The organism is Granulicella sp. L56, from assembly GCF_009765835.1.
Taxonomy (GTDB): domain Bacteria; phylum Acidobacteriota; class Terriglobia; order Terriglobales; family Acidobacteriaceae; genus Edaphobacter.
In genome coordinates, this window is sequence record NZ_LMUS01000001.1 from 335,022 (window position 1) to 347,215 (window position 12,194).

7 protein-coding genes are annotated in these 12,194 nt (G+C 51.9%); 3 read left to right on the forward strand and 4 right to left on the reverse strand.

Annotated features, from left to right (window positions below):
- Window positions 1-6 precede the first annotated feature (6 nt).
- The 3 genes from GSQ81_RS01395 to GSQ81_RS01405 are packed head-to-tail and all read left to right on the forward strand — an operon-like array spanning window position 7 to window position 3,850.
- Window positions 7-1,326, forward strand: coding sequence for an asparagine synthase-related protein (locus GSQ81_RS01395; RefSeq protein WP_216846351.1), 1,320 nt, complete (start codon window positions 7-9; stop codon window positions 1,324-1,326).
- Window positions 1,327-1,337: 11 nt separating this feature from the next.
- Entirely contained in the window at window positions 1,338-2,297 is a 960-nt protein-coding gene (locus tag GSQ81_RS01400; RefSeq protein ID WP_158908959.1) for a radical SAM protein, read from the forward strand.
- The gene (locus GSQ81_RS01405; RefSeq protein ID WP_158908960.1) at window positions 2,270-3,850 is read left to right on the forward strand and encodes an NAD(P)/FAD-dependent oxidoreductase; all 1,581 of its coding nucleotides are present in this window, start codon (window positions 2,270-2,272) and stop codon (window positions 3,848-3,850) included. The genes GSQ81_RS01400 and GSQ81_RS01405 overlap by 28 nt, the downstream gene beginning before the upstream one ends.
- Before the next feature lie 21 nt (window positions 3,851-3,871).
- On the opposite strand, the gene GSQ81_RS01410 is transcribed toward GSQ81_RS01405, so the two are convergent.
- Genes GSQ81_RS01410 through GSQ81_RS01425 form a run of 4 tightly spaced genes read right to left on the reverse strand, consistent with a single transcriptional unit; the run spans window position 3,872 to window position 11,875 of the window.
- Window positions 3,872-5,698 carry a CRTAC1 family protein gene (locus GSQ81_RS01410; RefSeq protein WP_158908961.1) on the reverse strand — a complete coding sequence of 609 codons (1,827 nt, stop codon included), beginning with the start codon at window positions 5,696-5,698 and terminating at the stop codon, window positions 3,872-3,874.
- Complete coding sequence (locus GSQ81_RS01415) at window positions 5,698-6,558, reverse strand: hypothetical protein (RefSeq protein ID WP_158908962.1); 861 nt, start codon at window positions 6,556-6,558, stop codon at window positions 5,698-5,700. Before GSQ81_RS01415 ends, GSQ81_RS01410 begins: the two co-directional genes overlap by 1 nt.
- Window positions 6,555-8,351 (reverse strand): CRTAC1 family protein, encoded by a 1,797-nt coding sequence (locus GSQ81_RS01420; RefSeq protein WP_158908963.1) that lies wholly within the window; start codon window positions 8,349-8,351, stop codon window positions 6,555-6,557. The genes GSQ81_RS01415 and GSQ81_RS01420 overlap by 4 nt, the downstream gene beginning before the upstream one ends.
- Window positions 8,348-11,875, reverse strand: coding sequence for a CRTAC1 family protein (locus GSQ81_RS01425; RefSeq protein ID WP_158908964.1), 3,528 nt, complete (start codon window positions 11,873-11,875; stop codon window positions 8,348-8,350). The genes GSQ81_RS01420 and GSQ81_RS01425 overlap by 4 nt, the downstream gene beginning before the upstream one ends.
- Window positions 11,876-12,194 lie beyond the last annotated feature (319 nt).

A 12,194-nucleotide genomic window follows, 5' to 3' on the forward strand; every position in this document is an offset into this window, starting at 1 on the left:
ATACCTGTGCATCAATACATTGAAAGAGTCGTCGATCTGACGGAACCGGAAGCCAACCAGATATACAATCTGACGACCGAAGAAGCGAGACAGTTGCTGCTGGATAGCCCGGCCGATGCAATGCGCGAAATTGCCGGGTCCTTTGCCTTGCTCGCAAGATTGGGAAAGACCGTGAAGATGGCCAGGTCTCTCGACCGGCCGATGCGATATTTCCTTGCAAAGCGCCAGGAGGGGCCAGTTTTGATCGTTGCCGCCCGCATCGATGCTATTTACAACTGGCTCAAAAGTGAAGGACTTCATGAGCAATTTCACCCAAGCTATACCAGAATGGTGCCGGCCCACCATGTAGTCGAGATACAACTGGTAGGTTGTCCCGATCCGGATCCGGTATATACACGCTTCTTCTCTCCAAAGCTTGGTACGCTTCCTCCTGATCTCGATCAAATCGGAAAACAATACATTGCGGCCCTGGCGGAAGAGATATCCCAGTGGCTTAGTCGCGTTCCTAAGGAAGAGCCAATCGGCGTTTGTTTTTCTGGCGGGATCGACAGCGGTAGCGTCTTCGTTACTACTTATCACGTAATGAAAAAGCTCGGCCTGAATTTGAGTCGGTTGAAAGCTTTTGTGCTTGACCTGGGCAATGGCCCCGACGTGCAACAGGCGCGCTCTTTCCTTGACGCTGTCGGTCTTGGCCTCTTTCTCGAGCCAATCGAGGTAGACGCCTCCACTCTTGACGCTCAGGAGACTATCCGTATTGTCGAAGATTACAAGCCTCTCGACATTGAGTCGGCTACCATGTCTCTCGCGCTGTGCAGGGCGCTCCGCGAGCGATATTCTGAGTGGCGTTATCTGCTTGACGGGGACGGCGGAGATGAGAATTTGAAAGACTACCCCATCGAAGAGAATCCCGAACTTACTATTCGCAGCGTCATTAATAATCAAATGCTCTACCAGGAAGGGTGGGGAGTAGGAAAGATCAAGCATTCGCTGACTTACAGCGGAGGGTTAAGCCGCTCGTATACCCGCACCTATGCTCCGGCTCATCACTATGGGTTCAACGGCTTCAGTCCTTTTACCAGACCGAATGTCGTCGCTGTAGCAGAGGCAATTCCCTTCATTAAATTGACAGACTACAGCGTTGAAAAGCTCTATGAACTGAAGGGGGAGATTGTATCCCGAGGAGTAGCGGCGCTCACTGGCTTGCAGATGCCTGCATTTCCCAAACGCCGATTCCAACACGGCGCGCTGCCTGAAGATGCTTTACGCAGAAGACTGCCATTTCGTGAAGCCGAATATAGAAAACAATTCCTGTCGATCTATCTGTGAAGGTGCCGTTGATGTCCTCCTATCCAGCTAGCGGCGTCGAGCGAGATAAATGGATTCTCGCTCGACGCCCGGCGCGCGAAGATCTGGATCCCCGGCGTCCTCACGCATACCTGGTGGAAGAGGAATATTCCGCGGCACAAGAAGTGGTGCCAGTAGCCACTATATTTCTAACCAACCGCGAATGTCCCTGGCGATGTCTGATGTGTGACCTCTGGCGCAATACTTTGACGGAGAAACTTCCGGTAGGCGCTATCCCGCAACAGATTGACTATGCCTTGGCGCAATTGCCGCCCGCACGCCAAATCAAGCTTTACAACAGTGGTAGCTTCTTCGACCCTGGAGCTATTCCTATCGAAGACTATCCGGCCATTGCAGCACGCGCAAATGTATTTGACCGGACAATTGTAGAAAGCCACCCATCGCTCATCAACCAAACTTGTCTCAAGTTTCGTGATCTGCTTTCCAACAGGCTGGAAGTCGCTATGGGACTTGAAACAGCTCATCCGGAAATCCTGGCCCGACTGAATAAGCGCATAACCCTAAATCAGTTTTCAGAGGCATCTCAGTATTTACGATCCAATGAAATAAACCTTCGCGTATTTATTCTCGTCCAACCTCCTTTCATGAAAGCGCACGAGGCACTCTACTGGGCGGAACGCTCTTTGGACTTTGCTTTTGATTGTGGGGCAACTGCGGCAACACTGATCCCAACTCGGGCTGGAAATGGCGCGATGGAAGCATTGACGCAGTTAGGCGAATTTTCTCCACCGCAGCTAGATGTAGTGGAATCCGCGATAAGTTATGGCTTGAACCTCAGGCGCGGGCGTGTCTTTGTTGATCTATGGGATTTACATTCTGCTTCGGACAAATGCTCATGCTACCCATTGCGCATCGAGCGACTGAGGCAGATGAACCTTCGCCAATCAGTGTCGGATATGATCGATTGCACACACTGCAAGGGGAACAGTTGAACCGCACCTACGATATAGCAGTCGTGGGATCAGGCTTTGCAGGATCGCTCATTGCCATGATCGCCCGCAGATTAGGACATTCAGTCGTTCTATTAGAGAAGGGCACACACCCGCGTTTCGTCATTGGAGAGTCCTCAACTCCTCTATCGAACTTGATACTAGAAGATATTGCTGCGAGCTATGATCTTCCACAAATTAGGCCGCTCTCTAAGTGGGGCACCTGGCAGGAACAATATCCGAAGATTGGCTGCGGAAAGAAGCGTGGATTTACTTTCTATCACCACCATCCTGGACATCCTGATGCTCCCGATCCGGACCATCTAAGACAGCTTCTCGTAGCCGCTAGTCCTCATGATCATATTGCAGACACGCATTGGTTTCGTTCGGACTTCGATGAGATGCTAGTCCACGAAGCACAAAATATTGGCGTTGACTATTTCGATCGGGTAAAGCTGGATAGTTTTGTCGATGAGGACAACGCAGTAACACTGGGCGGCATAAGGGACGAGCAAACCCTCAGCTTTCGCGCCAACTTCGTGGTGGATGCTACTGGACCACGTGGCTTTCTTCATCGCGCATTGAATCTGTTAGAAAGTCCTTTACCGAACTATCCTTCTACGCAAGCGCTCTTTAGCCATTTTTCTAATGTAAAGCGACTCGACGATGCACCATCTTATGCAAATTCTGACTCCCCCCCCTATCCAATCGACGATGCGGCAGTGCATCATATCTTCGATGGTGGTTGGATATGGGTCCTTCAATTTAACAACGGAGTTACCAGCGCTGGAGTAGCTGCAACCGATAAAGCCTTCTCTCGTTTACAGCTCGCAAACAGGGAGCCAGCCTGGAAACGATTGATCGAATCCATACCTGTGCTTCGAGAGCAGTTTGCGAATGCAAAAGCGGAACGCCCATTTACTCATATAGAACGTCTTTCTTTTTTGAGTGAGACGATTCATGGGAAGAGATGGGTACTGCTTCCGTCCGCAGCAGGATTTATCGATCCACTACTCTCAACTGGTTTCCCCCTTACGCTACTCGGCGTTAGCAGATTGGGGAACATACTCAAACATGATTGGGACACACCGCGTTTTTACACCAGCCTTAAAAATTATGGCAATAAGACTAAAGAGGAAGTCCTTGCAACGTCCAGATTGATCTCTGGCCTGTACGCCAATATGAATAACTTTCCAGTGTTTGCCTCACTATCCATGCTTTACTTTGCAGCAGCCATTTTTTCAGAGACAGCGCGAAGGCTCAAGAAGCCGCATCTAGCTCCATCATTTCTACTTCACGATTATCCGCGCTTTGGCCCCAACTGCAGAAATCTACTTGAACGCTCGCTTCATTTAGAAACAAAGCAGGAATCAGATCGTTTGATTGAAGATATTTTACGTGCGGTAGAGCCAATTGATGTCGCTGGCCTCTGCAATCGCCAGCGACATAACTGGTACCCTGCCGACGCTGAAGACTTACTCAGATCTGCGCATAAAGTAGAGGCTACGCATGACGAAATCATGGATCTGCTTCGGAGTTGTGGCTTCTATCCATAGCAGCTATGGGAAATTTTCACGTTAGTGCGGTGCAAGCTCCGACTGTGGTTGGGTCAATTTTATCGGCTCTGCAGAAACCACTCCGCTTCCCTCTTTTAGAGTTATAAATTGGTTTGGTTTGATGTTTGAAATAGATTCTTTCTTCCCTGAAGGCCAGACGATATCAAGGTTGACCGTCTTCTCGGGATCTGGCTTGCCTAATCCAAATGTCAATGGCATCTCGCTCTGCGAAAGATAACTGGACCCAGATTTAACCATTTCAAAAAGACGCATCCCTTTACTTGTTTTGACTGTAACCTTCGCACCGATACCATCTCGATTTGATCGGGTACCAATTGTTATGATCCGCAACATGTCATTCTGATTGCCATTGTCATTTCGCAAAAGCTTTGCCGGACCATTGCTTGTGGTAACAACCAGGTCAAGATCCCCATCCTTGTCATAGTCAAGGTATGCGGCACCGCGCCCCACAATTGTCTGGCGCAAAGCAGAACCAACCTTGTCGGTGACGTTTTCAAAACGCCCTTTGCCTTTATTTCTAAAGAGCAACGGTGACTCAGCATAATGTAGTGTGGGCTGTGTCACGCTGACATCGTCGGTCACATGGCCATTGAGGGCAAAGATGTCCGGCCAGCCATCCAAATCATAATCAAAGAAGAAAGTGCTGAACGTTAATGATTTTGCAGATGCCGTTGCGATATCGGAGTCTGTCGCCTTATCGGAAAATAGTCCGGAACCGTCGTTATGATAGAGCGACATACTCTCATTCGTAAAATTTCCAATAACAAGGCTCTGCCGCCCAGATTCATCATAATCAGCAGCGTCTGTTCCCATCCCCGCGCGCGCTTTGCCCGCATCACTGAAGGCGACTCCTGCTGAAAACGCTGTGTCTGTGAAGGTTCCGTTGTGATTGTTGTGATAAAGCTTGTTAGGCTGCGTATCATTCGTCACGAATAGATCAAGCCAGCCATCATTGTCGTAGTCCAGCAACGCGACCCCAAGCGACTTCGCAGTGGGATCATACAGGCCAGCCTTTTTCGTTACATCTTCGAATACGCCATTTCCCATGTTGCGATAAAGCGTTGCGCTTTGCCCCTTATAGGCTTCGGGAGTGCAGTACGATTTATCCTTTCCATCAATCGAACAGAATTGGTCCGTTGCAATAGACCAGTCCACATAGTGCAAGACGAAGAGATCGAGCTTGCCATCATTATCGTAGTCAAACCATACCGCACTTGTGGCAAAGCCCGGATTTTTCACGCCTGCCTTGGCCGTCACATCGGCAAACTTCCCATTGCCCAGATTATGAAAGAGATGATTCCCATCGAGAGCCGTAATGTAGATGTCCTCGAACCCGTCGTTATCATAATCGGCGGTAGCGCAGCCGAGCCCGTACATCTTCACGGCAAGTCCGACATGGCGCGTCACATCGGTAAATGTTCCATTGCCATTATTGTGGTAGAGCGCAGGCAAGGAGTTAGTTGATGTGTGCCCTGGCCAGTCCATGGAATTGACAAACAAGATGTCCTGCCAGCCATCATTGTCGTAATCCAGAACGCAAACTCCACTTCCCATCGTCTCTGGAAGGTACTTCTTCCCAAAAGCTCCGCTATTATGCCGGAAATAAATCCCAGCCTGATCGGTCACGTCAGTAAATCGAACAGGTCCTGAGGGACGCGCTGAAGAGGGTTCGGCATCTTTCGTTTGAACTGGCTCAACTGGTGCGGGCCGGTTCGTTGATTGGGTAATATTTTGCGACGAAATAGCAGGCTGATGTTGCTTGCAACCTGAAACCAGGAGAAGGGCAAGCAACAAAGGACCATAAGCAAGCCGAAATTGTAATCTCATCAAGATGCTTCCTTTACCAAGCCCGCAGTGGGGATAGTTCTGTGGGTGCACCACATCTCAATGAGCAGAGCAATCGGACCTACCATGAAGAGTGCGTAAAACGGAGCATAGACGCTCTGATCAAGGCGTAGCAGCATCTCAACGGCAGCCACAGCAAACGCAACGATGCACTGCCATTTCTTCGAGCGCACTGTAGTCTTCGGGTCGGTAATCATGAAAAAGATGAAAAGCTGGTACTCAGGCCCGGTGATCGGAGATATCTCAGACAACAGTGGATCTCCCGTGATCCAGGTACGGAGAAAGGCTAGTGCAATAAACGAAATGACGTAGGTGGCACAGATATGAAACCGACGAAGGCGCCAGATAATAACCGATCCCAGGAGCCAGATCACTAGCATGGCTCCAAAATTATTGCCCCATTGAATACTTAGAGTGGCAACCGACTCAGCAGCTAGAAATACCAGTGCTGAAATAGCAAAGTTAGATGGATTCCATATGTGCCGCCCCTTAACGCGCAACACGTACTTAGAAGTAATCGCCAGCAGACTACAAAGTGCATATGGCCAGAAGAATGGTGAGCGAAGTAGGATTCCAACGCTAATACCGGTAATGTAGGCACTCGCAAGATGAGGCCACTTATGCAGGAAGATCCGGCCAAGGATCAACTCGGCCAAAATACTAGTGCCTATTGCCAGCAGAGTCTTCTGGTAGCTTTCAAGGATGCCAAACGAGACGTTGCCCACAAGAAGAATGAGCGTAATAAACAGCGGAGGCATGAACCGGTTATCGAAGCTAAGTATTTGTTTCCACTTAGCACCGCTACCCGGAGGCACCGGAGTCGTAATCGCTAGCTGGCTCATTCCGATTCCTCGATCTTATACAGTTTGTCAGATACAAGGTTACGAAGAGTTTGTACTCTCCCGGAGGGCCAGCGAATAACTGCTTTCTCGATGCGCGCATTCTTGCCTAATCCAAAGTGCAGACGCCGATCATTTTGCGCGGCAAAGCCACTACCTCCCGAAACCTCCTGAATCTGTTCCTGGCCGTTCCATGACAAAGTAACCTGCGCGCCGATCGCGCTGCGATTGCTCTTTGTCCCTTCTAATTGAAATTCAACCCAATCTTCTCCCGGCGCTACGGTGTTCTTGTAGACAAGCAGCGGCCCTCGTTGATTTGCGACAACAACATCCAGTACGCCGCGATTCCATAGATCGGCAAGCGCGATAGATCGCCCATCGTAGGTGTCCGTTACCCCGACTGCCTGTGCTACATCGACAAATTTCCCCGCACCATCATTGAGCCAAACATGCTTCTGCTGGTAACCGGACAAACTCCTTCCATCCATCGCAGGCCAATTTTTGGCGTCTCCAATAATCGTCGAGTTTCCGCCGGAGATCTTTGTGAAGTCATACCAATAACTTTTTTTGCGGTCGAGCGACACGTAGCCATTGGTAAGGTAGAGATCGAGCGTTCCATCGTTATTCAAATCTCCGAACTGTGCTCCGAAACTCCATCCACCAAGTTCAACACCTATATCGCGGGCAAGGTTTTCAAACTGGGTGCCATTTCCGCTCGTACCTTCTTTGGGCACCCAGAGATTATTTCCCTGAATTAGAACACCGTCCTCTGAGATGTTGGAGACGTACACGGCGTATCTTCCCTGGTTGAAGATGTCGCCAAAGGCTACATTCATGCCACTCTTCGGCGCAAAGCCTACTCCCGTCTGCTCGCCAGCCTCGTGAAAACGCTTGCCGTCGTTGAGATAAAGCTCTGACACTCCATAGTCATTCGCGACAAAAAGATCGGGATGGCCGGTTCCACGCAAATCGGCAGCGGCTGCCGCTAAAGCCCAACGGCGACTATTGATTCCTACCTTTGCGCTGATTTCTTCGAACTTCCCATTTCCGAGGTTATGAAAGAGATACTTTCGTCCACCATTGTTGGCGTACTCAAAGCTATTCGGCATCATCCTGGTCGACTTCAAATGCCATAGGTCGACATCTTCCGGATAGTAACCACCAACAAACAGGTCGAGTAAACCGTCTCCGTCATAGTCGAACCAGACAGCAGTATTCGCGTTGATCCATGGCGGCAAACCTGCCTTTTCGCTTACGCGGGTGAAGCCGTGACCCTGGTCGTTATGAAACAGCTCAGGACGGCCCCACTTAATCAGATAGAGATCTTCATAGCCATCGTTGTCGTAGTCGCCCCAGACCGCTCCCATGGAAACGCCTGTACCAACCTGGTTGACATCGGCAATGCCCATCTGTTCCGCGACGTCTTTGAAGGTGCCGTCATGCATGTTCCGGTACAGATGATTCTTGCTGCCTTCCGCACTGTTCGTCACATAGATATCGGGCCAGCCATCGCGATCGAAATCGACGATGGAGACGGAGGCACCCATGGACGCGACCTCGGGCATAATGGACGCAAGTTTTGAATCGAGTTTAGGTCCCTGATGAACAAAATCGATGCCAGCCGCATGCGAGACCTCCGTGAGATAAAACCCGTGGTTCGCCAGCGCAGATTTCGTATCAAACTTCATCCGGGCAGAGGCTTGCCTTCCGGACAGTCTTCTGAGAACCGCAGGCGTCAGCAGCAATGCCACAAAGAAAATACTGACTAGAATCCGCGCAATAGGAACTCGTTTCATTTCCCTGCTCCACTTCTCAAGGCTTCTTCAAAAATCCCCGGAGTTACATAGCGCGTCTGATAAATCTGCCAATCCTCCTTGTGGTGTTTATATTCCCAATCGTCCTCCAGCTTTCCGGGGGGCGTATCGTATTGCCTTCTAGCGTGATACGGATAAGGCAACACGGCCTGCGAATTTGTGGAGTTATAGTCGCCATCCTTGATCCAGCCATCGCCCGCAATCACATAGTCGCGCACCCACCCCGCAGGCGGCGCTGCCGGTGCGGCAAAGCGCAATGACATTTCATCGCCCGCGTTCATGATGACGTAGCGATCGTCGATGCCAGACAGCAAAGGACGCACATCTCCGTAACGAGTGTAGTAGCCCGCAAGATCACGCCATATCTGTGTCGTCGACATCAGATGGTTGTAGTCAGGAATCTCTGGCGAAGACGCGTTTGCCTGATGAATGGTGGAGTAGCCGCGATAGTGCAAGTCTGCGGTGCTAGGTGTCAGGCGTTCGATCTTCAGTGGTGTATCCGGCAATCCCTTGGCCCATTCGACGGAATCCCAATAGACTTCGAGATTCGTTCTTAGTCGGACGCGTCGAGGCGTTCCGGGAACGAAGACATTGGTCAGATCGATCAGGCAAATCTTCTTGCGGCCTGCTGGAAATCCGAGGTTTGGCCGTGCCACCTTCCAGCCGCCGTGACCATTGGGTACTTCAAGACTGAGAGGCTTGGGATGCTCATGCTGGCCCTGGCTCATAGCTACGTTCAGCGATGAGTCGGCTGGATGCAGCCAACCCTTGGCAATTAACCAGAGAGGGCCTGTCTTCGGGGCACCCTCTCCAAGATCAATCTCTACATAATGATCACGAGTTACGCCCTGATACTGCCCTCGGCCAAAGTTGTCGAGATACTTTCCGTCGAGTGACCGCAGTATCGCCGTGACATCCTCTCCATTGTCGTCAATTGCGCTAGCGATTGGCTGAGGCGTTGCGACCGCCGTCACCGCTAGCTTCACCGGCGGCACGGCAAAGCGCTCATCGGTAAAGATCTCCGTTCCCACCGGATGATCTACTGTCATCAATGCCAGATAGTCGTAGTAGTACGTCTCCCAAAGCTCGCCGGTGACGCGCAGATCGTAGAAGCCATCTTTCGACACCAATTCATTGCCGCCGATCTTGTACCACTCCTGCGTTGCCTCGATGCGTGCCGATCCCAGTGAATTAATGCGAAGCCCAATCGCCGAGCCCCATGGTACGGAGTCCTTCACAAACTCCATGTCCTTGCCGTTGTAGGCGAAGAGGAACGGGCAGGAGCCCTTCAACCGTTGCTCGGCGACAAACTCCTGATCGGCCTTGAGAGCGAACTCGGCGCGTACCGAACCGTTAGGCCAAACGATTCGAGCGACATCGACACCTTTCTGTTCACCCAATCCGAAGTGAAGCTCGGGGCCAGCAATCTCCTGCCTCTGAACCATCAGTCCGGATCGAATCTCGATCTCGCCACCAATGCCGAACGAGTTGATGCGCTGGTCACCCGTAGCCTGATGCGCACGAGGCCGAATCGTCTGCCAATGATATTGCTTCGTTCCTTGATTGACCGCCTCAACGGCATGCCCGTCCGGCGAAAGCTCGAGCAGGTCCAGCCTTCCATTTCCTCTCAGGTCAGCAGCACCGAAGACCAGCGCTGCCGCAGGCGGCTTGCTCATGAGCTGAAATTTTCCATCTGCTACTTGCAGCCAGATCAAAGGGCTGTGCGCGGATGCGACCGGCGCAAGCAAAAGATCGAAGGCGCCATTATTGTCCAGATCGGCAACACGCAGCCGAACATCTCCAGCAAGGTAGTTGGCTGCATCCGGGATAGATGCAAACTCAGAAGTCGCCCAGCCATGGCTATCGTTCTCCAGGGCAAGACTGGCAATCGTGCCGCTCTTGCGGACCGCGATCAGGCCCAGTGCGCCCTCACGATTCACATCGGCAACCGCAATCGCACTTACAGCCGAAAATCCGCTCGGTACCGGTACTTCGCGGAACTTGCCCAGACGCTCGTTGAGGAAGACATGCAGTTGCCCTGTTCCATCCAACAACGCGGCATCGGGGTTGCCGTCGCCATTGAGGTCAGCCCATACAAATTGTCGAACGCCCGAGATGCCGACAAAGGGATGTATTGCAAGAAATGTCCCATCACCATTGTTGCGAAGTACCAGCGGCAATCCAGACGTCGCACCCACAACAATGTCAAGATCTCCATCGGCTTCAATGTCTACAGCCCACGCGCCGGTGAAATTTCCCTCCGTTATCGAGCGAGGCAGCTTCGTCTGGGGGGTAACATCTGTGAAGGCCTGCGGATTATCCTGCCGCATAAAGCGCAGGCCACCCGCACCTGCCAAGACAAGATCGGTCTTGAAGTCATAGTTGAAATCGACAGGCAAAACTCCTTCGGGACCAGGCTTCACCTCAGCCTTGCCTCCGGGAAATACAAAGGACGCACCCGTTGAAAGACGTACCTCATGAGCGTTAGCTACCGCAACTGCGGGAGTGCCGGTGCCATCCAGAGAGACCGCTCCAATCCAACTCCAATCACCCTGTGGGATCTTCGTCAGCGGTTGAGCGACAAATGTCATTCCCTCGTCCGGAACGGCAGGCTTAAACGTCGGCGATGGAAGCCGCAGAAAGTGTGCGAATGGTTCGGCCTCTTCACCCGGCTGTGGCTTGATCGCAGACAAGCTCTGGCGGAACTCCGGAACCTGCATCAACACGTTTCTCAAAAAGATTGAGCGTGTCGCTGCAGCCCTTGGATCAGGGCCAGAGGCGGCGGCTTGCAAGGCAACCAGTTGCTGTCGCACGTCTGCCGGCCATGAAGCTGATTGCGCGGCCATTTTATCGATAGCCATGTGCAGAGTAACGGCATCGCCGCGCTTCGCGGAGATGCGACTCAGATCAACCAGCGCGGCGAGATTGTTGGGATCGGCAACGAGTATCTGCTTGATCAGGCCTTCAAAATCCTGCTCGCTCGTCGGGTCACCCTGCCTCTCCACTTCGGAGGCCAGTTGATAGGTTGCACGCAGATTCGCAGGGTTCAGCTTGATGGCCGTACGCAAATCTGCAATCGCCTTGGCCGAATCGCCGCGATTGCTATCCAGCAGGCCGAGGAGATAATAGATGCGATCATCTTTTGGGGCGAGCGTGCGTGCGCGGTCAAGCCTCTGCGCTGCGGCATCAAAACTCCTCTGGCGCAGCGCCAGTATGCCCCAATTGGCCCACGCAGCAGGCTCCCCAGGAACCAGTTTGGTGGCCTGCCCGAGACTGCTATCGGCGCGCACATCGTCCCCTACCTGCAAAGCAGCCAGCCCAACGTAGAAGCTGGAGACAAAATCAGCATAGGTCTGCGAGGACTCGCTGGGCAGGCTTCCGCCACGATGACATCCGACGGGGAAAAGCACGCCGACGGCCAGAACGGCGGCCACAAATCGGCGGTATCGATGAGTTCGTGCGTGCCGGTCATTCACCACGGCATCGTCAGTTACAAGGGTTCGCATGGGATCTTCAATTTTGGAGGCTGCACCGTACCTATAGCATTCGAGCCCTAAATCATCCATCACTGGACTCAAGTCTAAATTCTACTTCCCTTCGCCACTCAATCATGGCAGACTCTCCAGCAAAGTCCTAGCCTTAAGATTTGAGACAAACTCAATCTTAAGATTGATAGAAGAAGACAACTTCAGGGTCTACTATTTAGTAGGTTGATACGCCAGATTGTATAAAGTGGTTGACAGCTCAGATGCTCTCTTCATGACAGCGCATCTGGCGATGGACGCCCTGTCCGCTAAACAGGGCTACGAAGCAAGACTTCATTGG

What these genes read in the sequence shown, in the direction of transcription:
- GSQ81_RS01425 (WP_158908964.1), bottom strand. Translation starts at nt 11,875, where the DNA reads ATGCGAACCCTTGTAACTGACGATGCCGTGGTGAATGACCGGCACGCA.
- GSQ81_RS01415 (WP_158908962.1), bottom strand. Translation starts at nt 6,558, where the DNA reads ATGAGCCAGCTAGCGATTACGACTCCGGTGCCTCCGGGTAGCGGTGCT.
- GSQ81_RS01420 (WP_158908963.1), bottom strand. Translation starts at nt 8,351, where the DNA reads ATGAAACGAGTTCCTATTGCGCGGATTCTAGTCAGTATTTTCTTTGTG.
- GSQ81_RS01400 (WP_158908959.1), top strand. Translation starts at nt 1,338, where the DNA reads ATGTCCTCCTATCCAGCTAGCGGCGTCGAGCGAGATAAATGGATTCTC.
- GSQ81_RS01410 (WP_158908961.1), bottom strand. Translation starts at nt 5,698, where the DNA reads ATGAGATTACAATTTCGGCTTGCTTATGGTCCTTTGTTGCTTGCCCTT.